Origin of the sequence: Geomonas anaerohicana (assembly GCF_016458305.1) — a bacterium.
Classification (GTDB): Bacteria; Desulfobacterota; Desulfuromonadia; order Geobacterales; family Geobacteraceae; genus Geomonas; species Geomonas anaerohicana.
Genome location: NZ_JAEMHL010000001.1, coordinates 244,128 through 266,905 on the forward strand (window position 1 = coordinate 244,128; position 22,778 = coordinate 266,905).

At 63.1% G+C, this 22,778-nt stretch carries 22 protein-coding genes; 3 read left to right on the forward strand and 19 right to left on the reverse strand.

Going from position 1 to position 22,778, the window contains the following annotated elements:
- Positions 1 to 57 precede the first annotated feature (57 nt).
- Positions 58 to 993, forward strand: coding sequence for an HD-GYP domain-containing protein (locus JFN91_RS01085; protein WP_199387375.1), 936 nt, complete (start codon positions 58 to 60; stop codon positions 991 to 993).
- A gap of 158 nt (positions 994 to 1,151) precedes the next feature.
- On the opposite strand, the gene JFN91_RS01090 is transcribed toward JFN91_RS01085, so the two are convergent.
- The 16 genes from JFN91_RS01090 to JFN91_RS01165 all read right to left on the reverse strand — a co-directional run bounded on the left by JFN91_RS01090 (position 1,152) and on the right by JFN91_RS01165 (position 18,775).
- Positions 1,152 to 2,546, reverse strand: a complete 1,395-nt coding sequence (locus tag JFN91_RS01090; RefSeq protein WP_199387376.1) for an NADH-quinone oxidoreductase subunit N — start codon at positions 2,544 to 2,546, stop codon at positions 1,152 to 1,154.
- Positions 2,547 to 2,623: 77 nt separating this feature from the next.
- Positions 2,624 to 4,102: a complex I subunit 4 family protein gene (locus tag JFN91_RS01095; protein WP_199387377.1), complete on the reverse strand. Its 1,479-nt coding sequence runs from the start codon at positions 4,100 to 4,102 to the stop codon at positions 2,624 to 2,626.
- A gap of 35 nt (positions 4,103 to 4,137) precedes the next feature.
- Complete coding sequence (gene nuoL, locus JFN91_RS01100) at positions 4,138 to 6,012, reverse strand: NADH-quinone oxidoreductase subunit L (RefSeq protein WP_199387793.1); 1,875 nt, start codon at positions 6,010 to 6,012, stop codon at positions 4,138 to 4,140.
- A gap of 14 nt (positions 6,013 to 6,026) precedes the next feature.
- Positions 6,027 to 6,335 (reverse strand): NADH-quinone oxidoreductase subunit NuoK, encoded by a 309-nt coding sequence (nuoK, locus tag JFN91_RS01105; RefSeq protein ID WP_199387378.1) that lies wholly within the window; start codon positions 6,333 to 6,335, stop codon positions 6,027 to 6,029.
- Positions 6,332 to 6,817, reverse strand: coding sequence for an NADH-quinone oxidoreductase subunit J family protein (locus JFN91_RS01110; protein ID WP_199387379.1), 486 nt, complete (start codon positions 6,815 to 6,817; stop codon positions 6,332 to 6,334). The genes nuoK and JFN91_RS01110 overlap by 4 nt, the downstream gene beginning before the upstream one ends.
- Before the next feature lie 158 nt (positions 6,818 to 6,975).
- A complete protein-coding gene (gene nuoI / locus JFN91_RS01115; protein ID WP_199387380.1) occupies positions 6,976 to 7,506 on the reverse strand; it encodes an NADH-quinone oxidoreductase subunit NuoI in 531 nt (176 codons plus the stop codon).
- Between the two features lie 134 nt (positions 7,507 to 7,640).
- On the reverse strand, positions 7,641 to 8,090 hold the full coding sequence (locus JFN91_RS01120; RefSeq protein ID WP_199387381.1) for an ankyrin repeat domain-containing protein: 450 nt from the start codon (positions 8,088 to 8,090) through the stop codon (positions 7,641 to 7,643).
- Between the two features lie 45 nt (positions 8,091 to 8,135).
- Positions 8,136 to 9,125: an NADH-quinone oxidoreductase subunit NuoH gene (nuoH, locus tag JFN91_RS01125; protein ID WP_199387382.1), complete on the reverse strand. Its 990-nt coding sequence runs from the start codon at positions 9,123 to 9,125 to the stop codon at positions 8,136 to 8,138.
- Between the two features lie 190 nt (positions 9,126 to 9,315).
- The gene (locus JFN91_RS01130) at positions 9,316 to 11,253 is read right to left on the reverse strand and encodes a 2Fe-2S iron-sulfur cluster-binding protein (protein WP_199387383.1); all 1,938 of its coding nucleotides are present in this window, start codon (positions 11,251 to 11,253) and stop codon (positions 9,316 to 9,318) included.
- Between the two features lie 83 nt (positions 11,254 to 11,336).
- A complete protein-coding gene (locus tag JFN91_RS01135; RefSeq protein WP_199387384.1) occupies positions 11,337 to 12,599 on the reverse strand; it encodes a complex I 51 kDa subunit family protein in 1,263 nt (420 codons plus the stop codon).
- 181 nt (positions 12,600 to 12,780) lie between these two features.
- Positions 12,781 to 13,254, reverse strand: a complete 474-nt coding sequence (nuoE, locus tag JFN91_RS01140) for an NADH-quinone oxidoreductase subunit NuoE (RefSeq protein ID WP_199387385.1) — start codon at positions 13,252 to 13,254, stop codon at positions 12,781 to 12,783.
- Between the two features lie 21 nt (positions 13,255 to 13,275).
- A complete protein-coding gene (locus JFN91_RS01145; RefSeq protein ID WP_199387386.1) occupies positions 13,276 to 15,660 on the reverse strand; it encodes an NADH-quinone oxidoreductase subunit B/C/D in 2,385 nt (794 codons plus the stop codon).
- Positions 15,657 to 16,058 (reverse strand): NADH-quinone oxidoreductase subunit A, encoded by a 402-nt coding sequence (locus JFN91_RS01150; protein ID WP_199387387.1) that lies wholly within the window; start codon positions 16,056 to 16,058, stop codon positions 15,657 to 15,659. Before JFN91_RS01150 ends, JFN91_RS01145 begins: the two co-directional genes overlap by 4 nt.
- A gap of 103 nt (positions 16,059 to 16,161) precedes the next feature.
- Positions 16,162 to 17,547 carry a GspE/PulE/PilB domain-containing protein gene (locus JFN91_RS01155; protein ID WP_199387794.1) on the reverse strand — a complete coding sequence of 462 codons (1,386 nt, stop codon included), beginning with the start codon at positions 17,545 to 17,547 and terminating at the stop codon, positions 16,162 to 16,164.
- A 193-nt stretch (positions 17,548 to 17,740) separates the two neighbouring features.
- A complete protein-coding gene (locus JFN91_RS01160) occupies positions 17,741 to 18,196 on the reverse strand; it encodes a GreA/GreB family elongation factor (protein WP_199387388.1) in 456 nt (151 codons plus the stop codon).
- Positions 18,197 to 18,328: 132 nt separating this feature from the next.
- Positions 18,329 to 18,775: an acyloxyacyl hydrolase gene (locus tag JFN91_RS01165; protein ID WP_328745311.1), complete on the reverse strand. Its 447-nt coding sequence runs from the start codon at positions 18,773 to 18,775 to the stop codon at positions 18,329 to 18,331.
- A gap of 320 nt (positions 18,776 to 19,095) precedes the next feature.
- Between JFN91_RS01165 and JFN91_RS01170 the strand changes: the two genes are divergently transcribed.
- Entirely contained in the window at positions 19,096 to 19,467 is a 372-nt protein-coding gene (locus JFN91_RS01170) for a hypothetical protein (protein ID WP_199387390.1), read from the forward strand.
- 70 nt (positions 19,468 to 19,537) lie between these two features.
- On the opposite strand, the gene JFN91_RS01175 is transcribed toward JFN91_RS01170, so the two are convergent.
- A complete protein-coding gene (locus JFN91_RS01175; protein WP_199387391.1) occupies positions 19,538 to 20,014 on the reverse strand; it encodes a peroxiredoxin in 477 nt (158 codons plus the stop codon).
- Between the two features lie 131 nt (positions 20,015 to 20,145).
- On the opposite strand from JFN91_RS01175, the gene JFN91_RS01180 reads away from it, so the two are divergent.
- Positions 20,146 to 20,676, forward strand: coding sequence for a hypothetical protein (locus JFN91_RS01180; protein WP_199387392.1), 531 nt, complete (start codon positions 20,146 to 20,148; stop codon positions 20,674 to 20,676).
- Here JFN91_RS01180 and JFN91_RS01185 read toward each other — a convergent pair.
- Both JFN91_RS01185 and JFN91_RS01190 read right to left on the reverse strand, forming a co-directional pair.
- The gene (locus tag JFN91_RS01185; protein ID WP_199387393.1) at positions 20,673 to 21,428 is read right to left on the reverse strand and encodes a four helix bundle suffix domain-containing protein; all 756 of its coding nucleotides are present in this window, start codon (positions 21,426 to 21,428) and stop codon (positions 20,673 to 20,675) included. The genes JFN91_RS01180 and JFN91_RS01185 overlap by 4 nt on opposite strands.
- Before the next feature lie 120 nt (positions 21,429 to 21,548).
- A complete protein-coding gene (locus tag JFN91_RS01190; protein ID WP_199387394.1) occupies positions 21,549 to 22,748 on the reverse strand; it encodes a protoporphyrinogen/coproporphyrinogen oxidase in 1,200 nt (399 codons plus the stop codon).
- Positions 22,749 to 22,778: the final 30 nt, after the last annotated feature.

Below are 22,778 nucleotides of genomic sequence, written 5' to 3' on the forward strand. Positions count from 1 at the left end.
CCGAATGTTCCAGTAACATTGCTGCGGCGCGGTTCCCACTTCTTCAGGAGGTAGGGCATGTACCGAATGATCCAGCTGGAATCCCTGATACCGGAAACACTGCCGGGTGTCGCCCTCTTCATCAAGCACGGCGAGAACCACGTGCTGTATAAGGACCCCAAGCTCTCATTCACGCAAAGTGACAAGGAACGGCTGCTGGACAACAATGTGAAGCACCTCTTCGTCAAGGCCGCGGAAATGTCGACCTATAACCAGTACGTGGAGGCGAACCTTCCGTTGCTGCTGGGCGATGACACTATCGAGCCGGAACTCAAACAGACCATGCTGTACCAGGCGTCCGTCAACTACGTGCAGGAAATCTTCGATAGCCCAGCCATTGCCATCAGGCAGAACGTCGACCGCTGCCGTAACCTCATCAAGCACATCCTGAACGACGTGATGAGTTCTGACGGGGTGATGCCCGCCCTGAGCAGCCTGGTCGACCACAACGCCTATACCTACGTGCATTCAGTCCAGGTCGCTACTTACTCGATATCGCTGCATATCAAGGAGTTCGACCTGGGCAAGGACGAGTTGATGGACGTCGGCATGGGATCACTGTTCCACGACTACGGCAAGGTTTACGTGCCCAAGGAACTGCTGGACAAGCCGGGAAAGCTTTCGGCGACTGAGTTCATGGAAGTAAAGAAACATCCCGTCTACGGCTACAGCACCTTGAAGGGCCTGGAGATCTTCACGCCGGTAGCACTGGGCATCGTAAAGCATCACCACGAAAAAGAGAACGGAAGCGGCTACCCCGATGGGCTCTCAAGCTACGATATCGCCAGGAGTTCCAAAATAACCGCCATCGCCGACGTCTTCAGCGCCCTGACCACAAACAGGTCCTACCGCCAGGCCCTTACCAAGGAGAAGGCGCTCGACATCATGTACGGCGAGATGGATGGGTCCTTTGATCTTCAATACCTGAAAACCTTCCGGGATAGCCTGCAGTAGTCACAACAGCCAGGCAACGTGGAACAAAGAAAAAGGCACCTGCCCGGGGACGGGCACGGTGCCTTTCTTCTTTTATCCCCCCTCCCCTTGCGGGAGGGGGCTAGGGGGTGGGGTAAGGTGCAATCACCTCAGCACGTTGCGGCTTCACGGAATGAAAATCAGTGCAGCGCCGCCTCGATCGCCCCCAGCAGCGGCCCGGGGTAGACCCCGATCACAAGGATCGAGAGAGATGCGCAGCAGAGGGCGATGCCTTCGGCAAGCGAGACCGGCTTGGGCGCGGGAACTTGGCCACGGTGCATGTAGAGCTGTGCCACCACCCTGAGGTAGAAATAGGCGGATGCAGCGGCGCTCAGTATGCCGATGATGGCGAGAGAGATGGCCCCGCCCTTTATTGCGGCATAGAAGATGAAGAACTTGCCGATAAAACCCGCCGCCGGCGGAATCCCTGCCAGGGAGATCATGGCGAGGGCCAGCACGCCCCCGCGGAGGGGAGCCGCGAAGCCAAGCCCTGCGTAGTCAGTGATGAGCTCTCTCTCCTGCTCGACCGAGAGGGAGGAGATGGCGCCGAAGGCGGCGAGGTTCATGGCGGTGTAGACCGCCCCATAGAGCAGGACGGCGGCGTAGCCGTCACGGCTGCCGCTCAAGAGGGCGAGGGTAAGGTAGCCCATGTGGGCCACCGACGAATAGGCCAGCATCCTCTTGATGTTCTGCTGCTTCAGCGCAGCCAGGTTGCCCAGCACCATGGAGAGCACGGACAAGGCCGCCAGCGGGACGCGCAGTTCCTGCATCGGCGGGAACAGGGCCAGCAACATCAGCAGCAAAGCGGCGGCGGCAACCTTGGAGCTGGTGGAGAGGAAGGCTGAGACAGGCGCGGGGGCGCCCTGATAGACGTCCGGTGTCCAGAGGTGTCCGGGCACGAGGGAGAGCTTGAAGGCCATGCCCACCAGGATGACACCCCATCCGGCGGAGATAATGGCCCTGTTGTCGGGGCGGGCGAGGGCCCCGGAGAGTTGCAGGGTCCCGCTGCCGGTGAAGAGCAGGGCGAAGCCGAAGGCCGTGAAAGCCGCGGCGACCGCGCCCAGAAGCAGGTACTTAAGCCCCGCCTCGCCCGACTCGGCCCGGTTTAGGTCCATGCTCACCAGGATGTAGAAGGCGAAGGAAACCGACTCCAGCGCGAGGAACAGGATCAGCATGTTGGTGGCGCAGGGAAGCACGCAGGTGGCGAACAGGGCGAAGAGTACCGTGGCGGGGAACTCCTCCCCCTTGATGCCGCGGCGTTCGTTGTAGCTGTGGGAGAGGAGCAGCGTGATTGCCGCAGCAGAGCAGAAGAGCGGGATAAGGAATCGCGCCAGCGGCGTGAAAGCGAGGCCCGCGACCGCCTGGGTGGATGTCGGTGTAGAGAGCGCCGCCCACACGCCGGCCGCCGCCGACGCAGTGACCCCAATGGCCGTAAGGCTCGCCGACAAGAGCACCGGTCCGCACAGCAGCACAAACAGCGCCGCGCACGCGGTGATGACAATCGGCATAATGGAATATAAATCAACAAGCGTCATCAGATGCTCCAGGGTTAAAAAGCCGAAATCCCATAACTCTCAGAATTTCCATCCCTCCCAGAATTCCCATAAACCAGCTATGGCCTAACCAAAACCTCCAACGGTGCCTTGAAAAGCTCCAGCACCGGCCCCGGGTGCACGCCCAGGGCAACCACAACCAGCGCCAAAACCGCCAACACCCCCGCCTCTCTCAGCGACAGGTCCTTCAACTCCAGCGGCGTCTTCTCTTTGCCGAAGACCACCTCCTGCACCAGTCGCACCGTGTAGACCAGGGTGAGTATGGTGCCTAGGAAGGCAATGGCGGCTGCCAGCGGCGCGACCCTGAAGGTCCCGACCAGGATGATCAGTTCGCTGACGAAGTTGTTCAGCCCCGGCACCCCGGCGGACGCCATGTTGAAGACCAGGAAGAAGAAGGAAAAGACCGGAATCTTGCCCCAAGTACCGCCGTAGCTGGAAAGATCGCGGCTGTCCGCACGCTCCTCCAGCATGCCCACCACGACGAACAGCGCGCCGGTGGTGACGGCATGGTTCACCATCTGCAGCAGCGCACCGGAGACCGCGACGGGGCTCCAGGCGGCGATGCCGAGGGCGACGAAGCCCATGTGACTGACGCTGGAATAGGCTAGCATCCTCTTCATGTCGCGCTGTGCAAATGCGATCCAGGCGAAGTAGCCAATGCCGAGCACGGCCACCACGAAGATCAGCGGCGTGAGGGCCCGCGATGCCTCCGGGAAGAGCGGGAAGGCGATGCGGATCAGGCCGTAGGCGGCGGTCTTGGAGAGGAGGCTGCCGAGCATCAGCGTGCCGGCTACCGGCGCGTCGCAGTAGGCGTCCGGCTGCCAGGTGTGCAGCGGGAACAGCGGGAACTTGATGGCGAAGGAGAGCAGGAACGCGGCGAACAGCCACAGGCCGATGTCATACGGGATGGTGGTGCGCACCAGTTCGGGGAGCGCGAAGGTGTAGTTCGTTGTCTGCGCGCCATGCATCAGGTAGAGCGCGATGATCGCCAGCAGCATGAGCAGCGAACCGACGAAGGTGTAGAGGAAGAACTTGATGGTGGAGTACACGGGGCGGCCGCTCCCCCAGACGCCGATCAGAAGCAGCATCGGGATCAGCATCGCCTCCCAGAAAAGGTAGAAGAGGAACAGGTCCAGGCTCAGGAACAGTCCCTGGACGGCGCCCTGCAGGGCAAGCAGAAGCGCGAAGAACAGCCCGGCGCGCTCCTTCACCTGCCACGCGGAAAGCACGGCGATCAAGGTGATGAAGGCGGTCAGGATGGTCATCACCAGGCTGATCCCGTCCATGCCGAGGGTGTAACGGATCCCGAAGCGCTCGATCCACGCTGCATCCTGGTACAGGAAGAATCCGGCAGGCGCTCCCGCGGCCTTCTCGCCCGTCAGCGCGAGCGGCCACAGGCACAGTGCCAGTTCCGCCAGGGTGAAAGCGAGCGCCACACCGCGCACCGCCGCATCGCTGCGCCGGAGGGCGAAGACCAGCAGCGCCCCGCAGAGCGGGAGGAAGATCAGCAGCGTGAGTATCGGGATGAGAGAAGTCATCGGCAGTTCCCGTTGGCGCGCAGGCGCCGGTTACGTTACAGCGCGAGCCAGGCGAGGTAGCACAAAATCAAGGCTCCCCCGGCGGCGAAACTGATGAGATAGACGGCGACCTTTCCGGTGCTCCAGCGCCCGAACAGGCGGCCGACACCGCCAACACCGGCGCTGAGACCGTCCACGGAGGCATCGATCACACCGCGGTCCACCCGCTCGGACAAGAAACCGGCACAGGCCTGGTAAGGGCGGATCAGGACCAGGTGGTACAGCTTGTCGAAGTACCACCCCTGGGCCAGGAAAGCGAACAGCCCGGACGGCTGTGCCTGCGCCTCCCGCATCCGCTCGGCCCGCCCCTTGCCATACCGGAAATACGCCACCAGCAGTCCGAGCAGTGCCACGATCCCGGCCACGACCTGCAGCACGATTTCCTGTTCGTGCGAACCGGTCGGGAGGTCGGTTACAGGGAGCGTCGCAAAGAACCCGCTCAGGTAGCCGCCGCCAAGGTAAGAGGGGAGGTCGAGCAGGCCGCCGAACAGACCCAGGATGGCGAGCGGGATTAGCACGACTTGCATCACGGTGAGGCCCGAACTGCGGTGCACGTGCCCGTTGCCCCCGCCAAAGACCAGGAACATCAGGCGGAAACTGTAGAAGGCGGTGATCAGGGCCGTGAGCAGGCCAAGCAGGTACAGGGCCTGGTACAGCACGCCCCCCTTGAGCCACACCGCCAGCAGTATGCTGTCCTTGCTGAAGAAGCCGCCGGTGAGAGGGATGCCGGCGAGGCAGGCCGCGCCGGTCAGGAAGCTCCAGAAGGTGACGGGGAGCGAGCGCCTCAGGCCGCCCATCTTGTAGATGTCCTGCTCGTGGTGCATCGCCGCGATGACGCAGCCGGCGCCGAGGAAGAGCAGCGCCTTGAAGAAGGCGTGTACCAGCAGGTGGAAGGTGGCCGCGGTTACCGCCCCGGCGCCGACGCCGAGCATCATGTAGCCGATCTGGCTGATGGTCGAGTAGGCCAGCACCCGTTTCAGGTCGCGTTGCGCCAGCGCGCAGGTGGCGCCGTAAAAGGCGGTCAACCCGCCCGTCACCGAGATGGCGGCGAGGGCAGCGTGTGAGCTGCCGATCAGCGGCAACAGGCGCGCCAGCAGGTAGACGCCGGCGGTGACCATGGTGGCGGCGTGGATCATGGCGGAGACCGGGGTCGGGCCGGCCATGGCGTCCGGGAGCCAGACCATGAGGGGCATCTGCGCCGACTTGCCCATGGCGGCGATCAGGAACAGGATGCCCAGCATGGTGATGACGGAGCCGGGCATGAGGAAGCCCATCCCATTTGCCTTGGTGATGGAGAGGGTGCCGAAAAGTTGGAACAGCCACGCCAGCGCGATCATCAGCGCCACATCGCCAATCCTGGTAGTGATGAATGCTTTCCTGCCGGCGTCAGCGTTGTTGGGATCCGAGTACCAGAAGCCGATCAGCAGGTACGAGCAGAAGCCAACCCCTTCCCAGCCGAGATACAGCAGCGGCAGGGTCTCCCCGAGGACCAGGGTCAGCATGGCGAACACGAACAGGTTCAGCAGGGCGAAGTAACGCGCATAGTCCTCGTCATCGCGCATGTAAAAGACGGAATAGACGTGGATCAGGCCGCAGACGAAGCCGATCATGACCACCATGGAGAGCGAGAGGGGATCGAGGTAGAGCGAGATCGGGATGGCAAGGTCGAAGCTGGCGAACCAGTCGGCAAGGGTGATCACCTGCGGACCGGTATAGGCTGCGGCAGCCAACACGGCGCAGGCGAAACTCCCCCAGACCGTGGCGCAGGCGAGCACCTCCACCAGCGCGCGCGGCAGCTTACGGCCGGCGACGGCGCAGGTGAGTCCGCCCAGGAGCGGTAACAGGAGCATGAATGTCAGGTAGATAGGCAGCATCGTGATCCTTGTCAGCCTTTCATCGAATCGAACTGGTCCGTGTTGACCGTCTGCTTGCGCCGGTGCAGGTACACGACCATGGCGAGCGCAAGCGAGACTTCAGCGGAGGTCAGGGCCATCAGCATCAGGGAGAACAGCTGCCCATCGGCGATGCCCCAGTGGGCGGAGCCGCCGACGAAGGTGAGCATGACGGCGTTCAGCATGATTTCGATGCCGATCAGCATCATGATGACGTTGGCGCGCCAGGCGACCACGCAGCCAAGGCCCATGGCGAACATCAGCGATGCCACGATCAGCACGTGGGAAAGCGGTACGCTCATCTGCGCCTCCCGAGGTAGAGTGCGCCCACCAGCGCGAAGAGAAGCTGCATGGAAACCACCTCCACGGCAACCCCGTACTGCTTGAACAGCGCGAAAGCGAACTGGCGCACCGGGATCTCCGTGAACCCCGGCGGCACCGCCTGCAGGCGGGAACAGAGCAGGACCACCAGCGCACCGACCACGGCGCCCGCCAAGAGCAGGGCCGGAAGCCAGTTCTTGAAGTGAGGTTTGGCGAGCTTCTCAGGCGACTCCAATTCCAGCATCATAATGACGAACAGGAAGAGCACCATGATGGCACCGGCGTAGATAATCACCTCGAAGGCGGCGATGAGCGGCGCCCCCAAAAGGTAGAACATCAGGGCCAGCGCGAAGAACGAGGTCACCAGGTACACGATGGAGCGCACCGCCTGCCGGGCCGTAATGGCGAGCAGGGTCCCAATGAGGAGTACCGCCGCCAGTATGTAGAATAGGGTCGCTTCCATTTCGCTCCGTGCTTACTGTGTGTCCGTCTGTGCTGTGCCCCCTCCCCCGGAGGGGGAGGGCAGGGGAGGGGGAAGTTTAGTTGCCAACAGTTCCCCCCCTCCCAACCTCCCCCCTCCGGGGGGAGGAGCATGCCGCTCGCCTGCGGGAGGCCTTCGTGCTACGGCAACAGGCTCCTCGGATCTGCCGGTGCCTGTTCACCGGCGCCGTGACCGCGGGGCTGCACCACGCCGGTCCCGGCATGGCGGTAGAAATTGTAATTGGGATCCTTGCCGGTGCCGTCGATGAGCAGGTCCTCCTTTTCGTAGACCATGTCGATGACCTGGCGCTTGCAATGGAACATCTCGGGCGACATCTGGATGGCCAGCGTCGGGCAGGCCTCGGCGCACATGCCGCACAGGATGCAGCGCGAGAAGTTGATGCGGAACCACGCGGCGTAGCGCAGGCCGTTCTCTCCTTCCGCCGCGGCCATCGAGATGCAGTCGACGGGGCAGGCCCCGGAGCACAGATAGCACGCGACGCAGCGCTCGGCGCCGTCGGGATCGCGGGTCAGAACGATGCTGCCACGGAAACGCTCGGGCATGGCCCTGCGCTCCTCGGGGAACTGCACCGTAACCGGCTTCCGGAAGATGTGCCGGAAGGTGATGGAAAGGCCGGTCAGGATCTCTTTTATGTCGTTCAGTATGGGCATCTGTTCCTGCTCGAAGTGTCGTTGGTGCCGTAGTAGATGCCGGCAAAATGGTTTCAGTTGGCCGCTGCGTCAATGGCTCGATGGCGCGGCCGGGGCCCGGCAGGCAGCACGGGGCTGCCTGCCGGAAGGAGGTGTTAGTTGGGCCGTAGTGACTTCATCAAGACGTCGAGGGTTTGTCTGTGCAGGTTGTTCTCTGCGTAAGCCAGGGCGGTGGTTCCGGAGTAGGACATTGCCAGCGGGTCGGCCCCGCTGTCGACCAGCATCTGCGTGGTCTGGGTGCATCCGTAGTTTGCTGCCAGCATGAGAGGCGTGTGGCCGTCACGGTCGCGGGCGTCGACCTCGGCTCCTTTTTGCAACAGCAGGCGTACCACGTCTGCGTTGCCGTGCGCCGCCGCGAAGTGCAGCGCGGTTTTACCCTTGTCGCTTCTGGCGGCGAGGTTGGCGCCCCGTTCCATCAGGTCGGCCACCTCGGCCAGGTTGCCGGCCTTCGCTGCGTCCATGAGAGCGGTGTGGCCGTTTTTGTCCACCGCATCCACCTGTGCCCTGAACCCTGCCCCCAACTCGACTTCCACGGTTGTTGTCATCGCAGTTCCTCCTTTGTGAGAATACATTGCCCAGTACAACGCCTCTTATCGTAAAGCCAGCCACCACCCGGTGACTAGAATATTGAGAAGAGCTAGCGGTGTCAGGAACTTCCAGCCCAGGTGCATGAGCTGGTCGTAGCGAAGGCGTGGGAGGGTTCCCCTGACCCAGATGAACAGGAACGAGAATAACCCGACCTTGATGAAGAACCACAAGATCGGCGGCAGCAGCGGCCCGCGCCATCCGCCCAGGAAGAAGAGCGAAGCAAGCGAGCTCAGCGAGATGATGTTGATGTACTCCCCGACGAAGAAGAGACCGAAGCGCATCCCGGAATACTCGGTGTGGAACCCCGCCACCAGTTCCCCTTCCGCTTCGGGAAGGTCGAAGGGGATCCTGCGGCACTCGGCCAGGATGCTGACCAGGAAAATCACGAAAGCGACCGGCTGGTACACGATGAAGGGCATATCGGCCTGCGCGTTGACGATGTCGGCGAGGCTCAGCGACTTGGCTAGCATGACCACTGGGACCAGCGACAGCCCCATGGAAAGTTCATAAGAGATCAGCTGGGACAGGCCGCGTATGCTTCCAAGCAGCGCGTACTTGGAGTTGGATGCCCACCCGCCCAGCGCCACGCCGTACACCGCGACGGAGGAAAGCGCCATGAAGAAGAGCACCCCGACGTTCAGGTCGGCGATCTGCAGGTTGACTTGGCGCCCGAATATCTGCAGCGGAGCCCCTACCGGGATGATGGCGAAAGTAAGTATGGCCGGGATTGCCGCCATCGCCGGGGCCATCGAGAAGAGCAGCCGGTCGGCGGCCTTGGGGATCATGTCCTCCTTGGTGATCATCTTGATCACGTCGGCCAGGGGCTGCAAAAGTCCGAAGGGCCCGACGCGGTTGGGGCCGATCCGGTCCTGGAGAAAGCCCAGGATGCGCCGCTCCGCCAGCACCAGATACGCCGCGCCGGTCAGGATGATGGCGTAGAGCAGCACGATCTTCCCCAGCATCAGCGCTATGTCGGTGGCAGTCCAGGTCATAAGGTTCCTCCCGCCGTGGCGGGAACATGCGGACGTTCTTCGCCCGATTATAATATTGTTTCCTCTGCGTCACGTCCCCGCCCCCGGAGGGGGAGGGACAGGGAGGGGGATGTGCTGCAGCCTTGAAGGCCCCCCTCCCGACCTCCCCCCTCCGGGGGGAGGAGCTATGCCAACCTGTAGGGGCGAATAATCATTCGCCCAATCCCATCTCGAAAATCCGTACCCCCTCGCCCTCCGGGTCGAGGTTCCTCAGCGCTCTCCATTTGCCGCTGAAAGGCTCCAGCGCCTCTCCCCCCAGCCTCTCGATCAACTGCGCCATCACCTGCCAGGCATCGCGTTCGGCGCCGCCGGGGACATCCTTGCGGTGCACCCGGGGCGGATGCAGGCTGACGGCCTCGGTGGCGCTGCCGTAGTACTTCGGGTCGAGCCCCTTGAGCGGCAATCCGGCAACCCTGCTGCGCTCGAACCGCTGCGCCCTTCCCTCGTAGTTGATGGCGGTGCCGTCGGACTCGGCCCAGGTGGTCGTGGGGAGGAAGATTGGTGCTTTCGCCTCCACCGCCCCCCGGCGCCAGTCCGCGTTTGCCAGGACCTCCAGGTCGGAGAGCAGCATTTCCGGCACATCCGCCTCGAAGCAGACCACCCCCTGCACCTGCCGGGCCGCCACCAGTTCCGCCAAGGGGACGGCAGCGTGTTGCTGTGCGAGGAGCGCGGCCGCAAACCCGTTCGGGCCCGGCTGCAGCATGACCAGCTTCGCCCCGCTGGAGGCCATTTCGGCCAGGAGATCGGGATCTTTGCTGCCGGCGCCGCAGATGATCACCCCTTTGCCGCCCCCCTCGAAGGGAACCTGGTCCAGGGTCTCCACCGCGGTGTACTTGAAAGGGAGTACCTTCATCGCCGGTAGCATGTCCCCGGCGACCAGAAAGATCTGGGCCCCGGCCAGGAAGGCTTTGCGCACTGCCAGGGCCAGCATCGGGCCCTCCTCCATCAGGTCGAGGGCGTGCAAGGAGATCCACTGCGCCTGTTCGATGTCCTTTACGTATGCCGCGTTCTCCTCGTGGAGCAGCTTCGCCGCCGCCAGGCTCCCCTGCTGCTGGCCGGCGTCGTCGAAGTAGCAAACCTTCGCCCCGCCTGCGACCTCGGCCAGTTGTGCCAGCAGGATCATCCCTTCCAGCGAGAGCCTGGTGGAACCGACCAAGGCGAGCTTGTCGGCGCCGTTTTTACGCACGAACTCCGCTATCGACTTGGCTGCAGCATCGACGGCGACGTCGTAGCCGCAGGTGGCGCCATCCAGTCGGGGCTCCCGCGGACGTTGCGGGTCGTTCAGGTACGACTTGTCGAAGCGGGCGCGGTCGCAGATGAACCAGCCATTCACCTGGTCGTTGCGGCGCCCGACGATCTTGATGGTCTCGCGCTGGAAGTTCTGCGGCGAGGTGTTGCACCCGACCGAGCAGTGCTGGCAGATCGATGGCGCGAACTGGTAGTCCCAGTAGCGGGCCCGGAAACGCCCGGTTTTGTCGGTGAAGACGCCGGTCGGGCAGATGTCGACCAGGTTGCCGGAGAAGGGGGACTCCAGCGGTCCCTCCTGGAACCGGCCGAAGTAGACCCGGCCCGCGCTCCCCATGACCCCGAAGTCGGTGCCGCCGGCGTAGTCCCGGTAGAAACGGACACAGCGGTAGCACTCGATGCAGCGGTTCATCTCGTGGTGGATCCCCTCGCCCAGGTACTGGTTTTGGAAGGTGCGCTTCTTCCCCTGGTAACGGCGGCGGCTGTGCCCCCCGGCGATGGTGAAGTCCTGCAGCAGGCACTCCCCCCCCTCATCGCAGACGGGGCAGTCGTGCGGGTGGTTCAGCATGAGCCACTCGATGACCAAGGCGCGCATCTTGAGCGCCTCGGGGTCGGTGGTGGAGACCACCATGCCGTCCTGGGCCGGCAGCGCGCAGGACATCTGGATCCCCTTCACCGGGCCGTCCAAGAGCTTCACCGCGCAGAGCCTGCAGGCGGCGGCGATGGCCAGGGCCGGGTGGTAGCAAAAGTGCGGGATGGTGATCCCGACGCTACGGGCCGCTTCCAGAACGCTGGTCCCCGGCGCGACCTCCACCGGTATGTCATCGATGATCAGCTTGGGCATCTTCCTCTTTATCCTTGTATCATCTGCCCATGCTCCCCCTCGCCCTCCGGGAGAGGGGCAGGGGTGAGGGCGCAGCTGCGAACTTACTTAAGCGGGCACTTCTTCTTGACGATATGCTCCCGCACCTCGTCCTCGAAATCCCGCAGCAGGCCGTCCAGCGGGGCCATGGCGCCGGGGGCGAGGGCGCAGAAGGTGTAGTTCAGGTACTTCACGTGCTCGCGCAGGATGGTGATGTCGTCTTCCTCGCCGCGCCCGTTCTCGATGCGGGTCAGGATCTCCTTCACGTAGGGAAGCCCCTCGCGGCACGGGGTGCACCAGCCGCACGATTCGCGGGCGAAGAAGTTGATCAGGTTCAGGGTCGCCTCCACCAGGCAATGCCCCTCGTCGAAGACGATAATGCCGCCCGAGCCGAGGCGGGAACCGGCCTTGACCACGGTGTCGTAATCCATGGGGAGGTTCCAGTGCTCCGGCTTCAGGAACTGGGTCGAGGCCCCGCCCGGGATGCAGGCCTTGAACTTCTTGCCGTCGCGCATGCCGCCGCAGGCGCCGTCGATGATGTCACCAAGCGTGGTGCCGATGGGAAGCTCGATGCAGGCGCGGTTCTTGACCGATCCGCTCACGCAGAAGAGCTTGCTGCCGGCACCTTCGGGGTTGAGCGCCAGTCCCTTGAACCAGGCGGCGCCGTTGGCGACGATGGCGGGGACATTGGCGAGGGTCTCCACGTTATTGACCACGGTCGGCCCCTGCCAGAGCCCCTTCACTGCCGGGAACGGGGGCTTGGAGCGCGGGTTGGGGCGCTTCCCTTCCAGCGCGTTGATCAGCGCCGTCTCCTCCCCGCAGATGTAGCGGCCGGCGGAGAGGTGCAGGTCCAGTTCGATGGAGTGCTCGCTCCCGAGGATATGCTCGCCGAGCAGGCCCGCCTTCTTCGCCTCTTCGATGCCGCGCGCCAGGTTGGCCGCGGCTTTCTCGTACCCTTTCCTGATGAAGATGAAGGCATGCCGGACGCCGAGCGCGTAGCAGGCAAGGGTCATCCCCTCGATGAGGCTGTACGGGTTGTGCTCCAGGAGCACCCGGTCCTTGTAGGTTCCCGGCTCCATCTCGTCGCAGTTGCAGATGAGCCAGCGCGGCCCGGGGAGGTCGCGGGGGACGAAGGACCACTTCCGGCCGGTGGCAAAGCCGGCGCCGCCGCGTCCACGCAGCCCCGAGTCGAGCACCGCCTGCTGCACGTCGTTGGGGCTCATCCCGGAGAAGGCCTTTTTCAGCCCCTCGAAGCCACCCTCCTCGCGGTACTCGTCGAAGGTGACCACGCGGTTGGGGCGGTTATGTCGGAAAAGAGGAAGGTCCATGGTTCCTTGTCGTTGTCTGTTCTTCACTCTGAGGCAGCGCCCTCATCCGCCCCTTCGGGGCACCTTCTCCCGGAGGGAGAAGGGATGCGGCTCCCTCCCCCGGAGGGGGAGGGTTGGGGAGGGGGAGTTCGCGCCTGCGTTAGCCCCCCTCCCGACCTCCCCCCTCCGGGGGGAGGAGGTGTTACGGTTTGTGCCGCTCCGCTTCCAATATCTCGTCCACCAGCTCCGGGGTGAGCCTGCCGTAGGGAACCCCGCCCACCGACATGGCCGGGCTGTCGCCGCACATCCCCATGCAGCAGCAGGGGACCAGCGTGAACATGCCGTCTGCCGTGGTGCCGCCCAGCCCGACGCCGAGCTTGTCCTTTAGGTATTGGATGATCTTGTCGCAGTCCGCGCACCAGCAGGAGATGGAGTCGCAGACGTGGATCACCTTCTTCCCCACCGGGCGGCGGTAGATCATTTCGTAGAAGGTGGCCAGTTCCTCAACCTGCAACGGTGAAAGGCCCAAGAGCGCCGCGGCCTCCTGCACCGCCTCGTCGGTCAGCCACCCGTAGTGGGCCTGCAGCTCCTTCATCACGTCCACCGCCGCCTCGCGGGCGGTGATGGCGGAGGCGACGCGCGCCTGGAGCGATGTTTTCAGTGTCTCGGGTATCATCCCCGGTGCTCTCCTTGCTAATTACCGGTCCAGGTCCGCCAGCACGAAATCCAGCGAGCCCAGAATGGCCAGGAAGTCCGACACCAGCCAGCCGCGACTCAACTGCGGCAGCGACTGGATGTGCGGGAAGGTCGCGGTCCTGATGCGCATCCGGTAGGCGGTGTGCAGGCCATCGGAAACGGCGAAGTAGCCGTACTCTCCCTTGGGGGCCTCGATCGGTGCGTAGCACTCCCCTTTCGGGGGGGACATGCCGCGCGTGGCGTTGACGAAGTGGTGGATCAGCGACTCGATGTCCTCAAGGGCGTCGCGCTTCTGGGGCAGCGTGTAGCGGTAATCGGCGGAGATCCAGCGCCCTCCCGGCATTCCCTCGGCCGCCTGCTTCACGATGGAGAGCGACTGCCGCATCTCCTCCATGCGCACCAGGTAGCGCGCATAGCAGTCGCCGCCTTCGGCGGTGGCCACCTCGAAATCGAAGCGGTCGTAACTGCAGTAGGGCATGACCTTGCGCAAGTCCCACGCGAAGCCGCAGGCCCGAAGCATCGGCCCGGTCAGCCCCCACTCGATCGCCTCGTCCTTGGTGATGGCGGAGACGCCCTTGAGCCGCGCGGTGAAGATGGGGTTGCCGGTCAGCAGTTTCTCGTATTCCGCCAGTCGCGGCGGGAACCAGTCCAGGAAGGCCTGCACCTTGGCCAGCCAACCCTCGGGAAGGTCGTCCGCCACGCCGCCGATCCTGAACCAGGCGGGGTGCATGCGCCCGCCGGTCACCGATTCCACGATGTCGAAGATCTTTTCGCGGTCGGTAAAGGTGTAGAAGACCGGCGTCATGGCGCCGATGTCGGCGGCGAAGGTCCCCAGCCAGACCAGGTGGTTGGCGATCCGGAACAGTTCGCAGAGCATGACCCGGATGTATTGGGCCCGCTCCGGCACCTCGATGCCGCACAGCTTTTCCACCGAATTGACGTAGGCGAGGTTGTTCTGCACGCCGGACAGGTAATCGACCCGGTCGGTGTAGGGGATGTACTGGTGCCAGTTCTGGCGCTCCCCGACCTTCTCGGCGGCCCGGTGGTGGTAGCCGATCTCGGTATCCATGTCGACGATCTCCTCGCCGGAGAGCTTGAGGACGAAACGGACCACGCCGTGGGTGCCGGGGTGCTGGGGGCCGAGGTTCAGGATCAGTGTCTCGTCGTCGACCCGGTCGAAGAAGTCGCTGGCCGGCAGCGCCTTGCGGCCGCGCGCTTCCTCCGCGGTATAGGGGGGCATCTCGGTGGCACGCGAAGGATGCTCCTTCCTGAGCGGGTGCCCCTGCCAGTCCGGGGGCATCAGGATCCTGGAGAGGTTGGGATGCCCGGCGAAGCGGATGCCGAACATGTCGTAGGCCTCGCGCTCGTACCAGTTGGCGACGGGGAAAACGGAGGTGACGCTGGGAGTCTCGGGGTACTCGCCGTCGAGTTCGGTCTTGATCCGGATCCTGCCGGGGGTGTCGAAGCAGGTGAGATGGTAGTTCACGGTGAAGTCGCGGAAGCGGTCCCGGTCGCGGCGGCAGGACTCGTCGACGCAGGCGATGTCCTCCAGGCGCCGGAAAGGCGAGGACTTCCTCTCTTTCAGGTGCTTCAGCAGGTCGGGCACCAGCCGGGCCGGCGCGCGGTAGGTGAGCATGTCGCCCGCCGCCTCGTCTCTGCGCACTTGGCCGTTGAAGGCCGCCTGCAGCTCCTCCTCCAGGCCGAACTCGGGATAGGGGAGGCGGGGCTGCTTGGGGCGCCAGAGTTCATCCGAGCGCGGCGCGGCGAAGTGGGGGTGCTGCATGGACGTACCGCGGATCGGGGTCCCGTTCATGCCGGGACCGCGCGTATCGCGGGACTTGGTGACACCGTCGACGAGGATGGGGGCGACGGTCCCCTGGGTGCCGCCCTGCATGCGCAGCACCGGGCGGGTAGGACGCTCCTCGCTCCGGATCTTTTGCTGCAGCAGCATGAGCCCTTCCAGGAAGGATTCCGGGCGCGGCGGACAGCCGGGGATGTACAGGTCGACCGGCAGGATCTGGTTCACCCCCTGCACCACGGAATAGACGTCGTACATGCCGCCTGAGTTGGCACAGCTCCCCATGGAGATGACCCACTTGGGCTCGGCCATCTGGTCGTAGAGCCGCAGGATGCTGGGCGCCATCTTCTTGAAGACCGTCCCCGCGATCACCATGAGGTCGGCCTCGCGCGGGGTGCCGCGCAAAACCTCGGCGCCGAAGCGCGAGACGTCGTAGCGCGAGGTGAAGGAAGCCATCATTTCCACGAAGCAGCAGGAAAGACCGAAGAACATCGGCCAGAGTGAGTTCGCCCTCCCCCAGTTGATCAGGTCGTCCAAGGAGGTGAGGAGGACGTTTTGCGGTATGTTTTCGTCGTCCCTCTCAGTCAATGTTTACCTCGCATGCGCATGGCGGAAGGGCCCCATTCCAGGCCCCCCTTCATCCATAGCCAGATCAGCCCCAACATCAGGATGACGACGAAGGCGGTGATGTGCACCAGCCCCGGAATCCCGAGCAGGTCCCATGCGGTGGCCCAGGTCAGGATAAAGGAGCCTTCGACGTCGAATACGATGAAGAAAATGGCGATGAGGTAGAAAGGAACTTGTGAGGCATGACGGGCGGCCCCGGTCGGGACCACCCCGGATTCGTAGGGTATGTGTTTATCGGCGGAATCACGGCCCGAGCCGAGGAAGTAGGCTGCCGCCAGCAGGACGCCAATCAGCCCCACCGCGATGGCGGTGTAGATGGCAAGGGGGATGAACTCGACCTGCTGTGCGGTGACTGGCATACCGGCCTTTCAATGAGAATCACAGGGGATTTTAGTACCCGTATAATCTAGCGTAGCGCCGTCGAAAGTCAATTAGCCCGCGTGAGGGGATGTGATCATTAGATCATGTCATCATAATCTTGCTCTTAAGGATCAGGATTTCGAAAGCCATGGCGGCTTTGGCAATTAATTTTTGTACCTCGGGGAGTTTTTCGTCCAGGGGTGCGCTTCCCCCACCGACGTAGAGGACCGCGACCACCCGCCCCATCATCAATAGCGGCACCAGCAGGTTGTTGAAAGGCGTGCCCCCCTTCAATGCTTCCATGATGGCCTGGTTGCCGGGGGTCGGCGGCATCGGCCCAAGGAAGAAACTCTTGCTCTGGTTCACCACGCTCAGCACCGACGGTTCGTTCAGGGAAAGCTCCAACCCCTCGAACTCGGGAACCGGCTTGTTGTCCACCCGTGCCATCCAGCCGGTGGCGGAGCCGCCGCGCAGCAGGAAGAAGGCGACCCGCCTGAACTGGGGACCCAGGTGGCCCGTGATCAGTTCGGCGATCCAGTCGCGGTCATCCGCCTCGGCCAGCCCGACCAGGACGCTCTCCAGCGAGTAGTCCTGCTCCGGTTCCTCCAACTCTTCCTGGTACAGTTCGGCCAATACCGTCGGCTCCGGTACGGTAGCCGCTGGTGCGGTGGACGGTTGGCCGGCGGGGGGCTCAGGTGCCGGAGTTGCCTCTGGTGCTGGAGCAGGGGGGGCTGCCGGAGCTGCTGCGGCTACGGCGGGAGCCGGGGATGCCGGAGGGGAGAGAGGGGGCTGAGCAGCGGGAGTTGCCGCGGCCGCGGCGGCAGGTGCCGTCCCGCCTTGGTCCAGCACCTCCATGCTCAATTCCTCGAGCATGGGGAGATCGAGAACCTCGTCTTCCAGGTCGGTGGGCCATTCCTCCAGCGTAGCCTTGGGCATCTCCGGCACAGGGGCGGCAGTCACCACCCGAGCCGCGGGCGCAGCGGGTTGCGGGGCGGCGGAATGGGTGGCGTGGTGCTTGGCCCTGCCCCTGCTGCCCCCCTCGACGCTGATGTAGCGCACCTCGCGCTTGATCCCGTAGTACTTCTCCATGGCGGTGACGATGCGCAGTTCCGCCGCGACCACCGGGACAATGATATAGCCTGTGGCGAAGGCGATCTCGTCGATGGCGTGCAGGTCGGTGGGGTCGACCATGGCCAGGGTGACTTTGCGGTTATTGAGCGCAATGGGGACGACTTTGTACTTCTTGACGTAGTCGAACGGGATGAGCTTTATGATGTGCTGGGGGATATCGAGCAGTTCCGCGGGAGCGGCGTAGGCGACTCCGATTTTCTGACTCAGGAACTCCGCCAGGTCCAGCTCGTCCAGGTAGCCCATTTCGACCAGGTTGGTGCCGAAACGCCCGCCGAATATGGCCTGTCCTTTAAGAGTTTCATCCAACTGGGCCGCAGTGATCTTCCCTGCCTGGACCAGCATTTCCCCTAAGCGCATTTTGTTCAAGCTACCCTCCGCCAATACATCAAATTACACGTGCAACTCATTGAACCGGCGCCACACTGACACGGGGCCGGTCGCAGCTGACTCGGTCGACCTGCCGGACCGGCGGGAAAACGACCTTGTTAATCAGGCGCTAATTTAGAGCTGCAGCAGGACAATGTCAATAGCAAACGCCGGGTTGCGGGGCTCAGCTGAGGTCTGTGATTTCATAGCTATTGCCCCCGAGTTCCACCTCGTCTCCCAATGATTTCCCGATCAGTTGGCCGCCCAGCGGAGAGGCTGCGGTGATAACCAGGATCTCCTCTCCATCTAGCTGCAGTTTCAGGCCTCCTTCCTGCGGGCCGATGAAGAAGGTCTTGGTGGTCCCTTCCTCGTCCAGGAGCGTCACCAGCGCGGTCAGGCGGATGCTGTCACCCTCCCCGAAGGGCTGCAGGATGAGGTGCCGGTAGGTCTGCAGGGCGTGCTTCAACTCCTGGGCCCGGTTTGCCTGCCCCTGGGCTACGTAGGACGCCTCGAGGCTGAGCGTGTCGTACTTGTTGTCGGGGATGTTTTCTTCGTGGATGGCGGCTTCGTGGGCGGCTTTGGCGGCCTTGGACAAAACCGCCAGGTCGTGCGCCAGTCTGTCGATGATAAGCCGGTGCAAACGGCTCTTTCTGGTGGTAACGATGGGGAACCTTCCTAAGCTGAAAATACTGCCGGGGCCGTTTCGGAAGGGCCCCGGTCTTTGGTGGGACGATACTATAACGCGGCGGGGGATCTGTCAAAAGGAAGATGGTCACCTGCCCGGATACCAATTGACCCCGAAGAGATGCATGTTCAGGCCGGGGTTGATCCCGCCGTTCAACCCCGCGTTGGACATGTGTTGGAAGCGATAGGAAAGGGCGAAGGCCGGGGTGAAGTGATAGATGACGCCGGCGTGGGAGATGAACTGCTGGATGCCGTTGTAGTCTCTCCCGCCGAACCGGTCGCGGCTGAGGATGGCGATGCTGACACCCAGGTCGAGTTCCAAGGAGTTGGGATTGCCGATGTCGAAGGCCGGGCCAAGGGAGCCGACGAAACCGCGATCGTCCCCGCTGGAAAGTGTGCCGGCCGTGAGGGCGACTTCGGTGGAGACGCCCCAGCCCCCCTTGCTACGCAGGCTCCAGGGGAGTTGGTAGCTGGCAAAGCCTTCCATAATTTCCGCGCCGTGATCCTTGCCATCGGCCGAGAATCCACCTCGCACGCCAAAAGGACCCCAGCTGCTGGCCGACGCGGAACCTGCTGCCCCCAAAGACAGAGCCAATACGATCAAAATGAGGCGGAGGATTGTTCTCATGGCATGCTCCAAGGTTGGGGGTTGTTAACGATATATCATTTAAGCGGGTATTTTTTTAAATTCAAGCAGCTGGCAGCTACAGCGCCGTTTTACGCATCGCTTTCCAGTCACGGCTTCGGCCCGCGCTTTTGCACTGCCGCTTGCGTAAAAATGGAGCCGGATGTACTATTTATTAGGCGTCATCAGGCAGTAAGAGGCAGGCTTGTAACAAGCCCAAGGAGGTGGCCATGAAAGGATACCAACTGGTAAAGGAGATCAGAGAGGCGAAGGGCGCTCACCCCGATCGGGTATTCATCAAGTGGTGGCGCAATGAGGAGGACTTCATTGACTTCGACCTGCTAGACAGGTTCCTGCAGAACTTAAAAGAGAGTGAGAAGATCGACGGCTTTGAGTTGATCAACGAAGATGAAATGTGGCGTACTTTGGAGGCTCGCTGTCAGGGTCGGGTGTCCAGGGAGAAAAGAGATGGTGACTGGGTGTTGCACTGGACGCCGCCGCCCAACAGGAACGTCGAGGAGGCTCAGACTGAGTACCCGTACACTCCAGAGTCAATGGTGAAGATCCTGGATTCAGAAACCAACTACAACTACGTCGATTGACCGGCCGGACCGAGGTCGCCGGGGCAGGGGAAAAAGAGAGGGGCGAAGCAATTCGCCCCTTTTCTTTTGCCTAGCGTCCTTTCGCAAGCATCTTGAAGAAATCGAGCACCTTGTCCGGGTGTTCCGACGCCTTGGCCACCTTGGGCCAGTGTTTGATGACGGTCCCCTCCGGTGAGATGACGACGGTAGAGCGGATGGTCCCCATGGTGGTCTTGCCGTACTGCACCTTCTCGCCGAAGGCGCCGTAGCTTTTCATGACCGAGACGTCCGGGTCGGAGAGGAGGGTGAAGGGGAGCTTGAAATCGGCGATGAACTTGTCGTGGGACTTCATGGAGTCCTTGGAAACTCCGACCAGCACCGCGCCGAGCTGCTCGAAGAGCGGGTGCAACTTCGCGAAGCCGACCGCCTCGGCCGTGCATCCCGGGGTGTTGTCCCTGGGGTAAAAGAACAGCACCAGGATCCTGCCCCGGTAGTCTGCCAGCGTGTGCTCTTTCCCATCGCTCCCCTGCAATTTGAAGTCGGGTGCTTTTTGTCCTTCCAGAAACATGATGGCCTCCTTGGATGTGCTTCTCATTAGCCGATAAACCATAGCAGAATGGCGGTAGTTGGCAAGAGGAATGACGCTGTTGTATCCGGCTCCGATTCGGGTTATGCTGCCGCTGGTTTGCCGGAGGGGATATGAACGGGATGATGCAGATAGCGGTGGACCCGGAGCGGTGGCATCACTTTGCCGGGGTACTGCTGGTGATTGCGCTAGCGGTATTGCAGGCGCGGGTGGGAAGGGCCGGAGCCTTCTGGCAGATCTGTTGGGCGCTGCCGGGGACGTTGTTGCACGAGCTGTCCCACCTGGTCGTTGCCGCCGTCACCGGCGGGAGGCCGGTCGGGTTCACCATCATACCCAGGCGGGACGGTCCCGGCCGGTGGGTGCTGGGGGCGGTCACTATCAGCAACCCGGGGGCGGTGTCTGCGCTTCCCTCAGCTATGGCCCCACTTTTGCTGAACATCGCAGCCTACTACCTGTACTTGGGGTGGAGCACGTGGTTTCCGGCGGACCTGCCGCATACCTTGTTGATGTATGTCCTCATTTATGTCTTCAGCTACAGCTCGATACCGTCCGGTCAGGACTTCAAGGTCGCACTTACCAGTCCGGCGGGGGTGCTGCTCTATGGCGGGGCAGTGGGGGTGTGTTGGTGGCGCTGGGGGCTTTAGGGGCGGGTGCGGCTTTTGGTTCGGGTGCGGTAGAGGCGTTCGGTGAAGCCGCCCTCTCTTTCAAAAGCCTCAGCCTGGGCCGTCAGTTGGCGCTCCAGCAGCGAGCACGCCACCGCTATGAGGGTAAGCGCGGCATTGGCTGCCGCCTCGGCATAGCTGCTGGTGGACCCGGTGGACCCGGTGGACCCTGTGGACCCTGTGGACCCGGTGGACCCGGTGGACCCGGTGGACCCGGTGGACCCGGTGGACCCGGCTGCTGTCGTGGCTTGGTGTCCACTTCGTCGTCCATGTGGTCCACTGGGTCCACACAGTCCATGTCCACCGGGTTTTTGTCCACTTTGTCCACCCCTGCAAACTTCCACCACCCAGCGCGCCACCTCGTCGGCGCTTTTGCAGCGCCGGGCAACCAGCTCGGCGCGGCGCGGGTCGGACCGGTCCCATCGCGGCAGCCTGCGCTGGCGCAGAAAGTCCTGGTAGTCCAAACGCAGTTCCTCCAGGCTGGCGCGGGCCACGTTGGTCAGCTTCATCTCGGTCTTCTTGCTGGTTCCTGAAGCCTGGCTCCCTTCGGCGATGTTCTGCACACCGCTGCGGGCAGCTTGCACCATCTGGTCGTGGGTCCGGCTGCGCTTGTCGATGTAGCGGTCGCAAAAGCGGACGGTAACGTCATACACCAGCTGGGCCAGTTGAAAACTTTTCAGCTGCCGGTATCCGCCGTGGCTCTGCAGCAGCTTTCCAGCATCGACGTCGCCCATGGCACCCCTCCTGCGGCCAGCAGGCATTTTACCATACCCCCTGCCGCATCCCCCCACGCAGCAAGAAAAAAGCCCGCCCCACTGACGTGGGCGGGCTTTCAACTGGTATGGACGCCGTTCTTACAGCGAGGCGGTAAGCCTCTCAAACTCCTTCTTAGAGCGCACAATGCAGTCCTCGACGGCCATGCCGGCGAAATAGTTGCCGGTGACGTAAAGGTTACTCCCGGCTACCAGACGGTCGATCTGGTCGGTGAGGGCCTTGTGCCCGACCACCGGGGAGGGGAGCTGGCTTTCGCGCTGCACCACCTGCTCCAGGTCCCCTGGCTGCACCTGCAGCACGGAGGCGATGCGTTTCAGTTTGGCCTCCGGGGACACCTTGCCCGCCTTGTAATGGAAGCTGAAGCCGCGGTAGCTGTCATGGAGGACTGTGTCGCGGGAAACTGCAGAGTAGAACTCTTCGCCGATCGGGATCAGGCCGGCCAGCAGCGGGAGCTTCAGCTTGCTCTTCTGCACCGCCACCCCCACACTCTCGATAGTCTCCAGCTTGACCTGGTTGAGAACCTTGGCCAGTTCCGGCGCGATCTCAGCGGCAAGCTTGGCGCTGGCTGGCGGCGGTGCTGCCAAGGCAAGCCGCGGCGCTTGGTACGTGGTCCCGTCCGCCAACTCCACGGTGTAGCCACCAGCATCCTTGGCGATGCGCGCTACCTCGGCGCCGGTCTGCACCGTGACCCGATCCGCGACGGCAAGCTTGTCGATGACGCTGTTCAACCCGCCCTGCAGGGTAAAGCTCTTGATAACGTCCTTTCTCCTGGGGCGCTTGTTGAAGAGCATGTCGGCGGGGAAGTCGTCGGCGCGCTGGGAGATGACGGCGTTGAATGCGGGGCCGAAGACCCGGTCGTAGTTGCTGCGGCCGACGATGCTGCCGTAGTACGAGGCGACGCTGGCGCCGTCCTTTTTCAGGGTGAACAGCTTCCATGCGGAAAAGGCGAGCTCCGGGAAGGAAAGCTGCGAGGGGATGCTCTTCACCTCGTTGTTCACCAGCATCTTGAACGACACCTTTTCCCGGGGGAGGATGCTCCCCATCAGGCCGTGTCGCTCCATCAGCTCCAGCAGTCCGCCGTAGGAGTTGTAGCAGGTGTGGGCGCCCAGCTCCAGCCAGAATCCGGCTGCGCTCCCCTCGAAACGATGCGAATGAAAGCAGCCGCCAGGGCGATCGCTCTTCTCGAGGACCAGCGTGTTCAGCCCCTTGGCAGCTGCATGGCTTGCGAAACTGAGACCGCTGATCCCTGCACCTATGACGATGGCGTCGAATTGCTTCATCTGGCAGCTCCTGTTTTTAAGGGTCGTTAA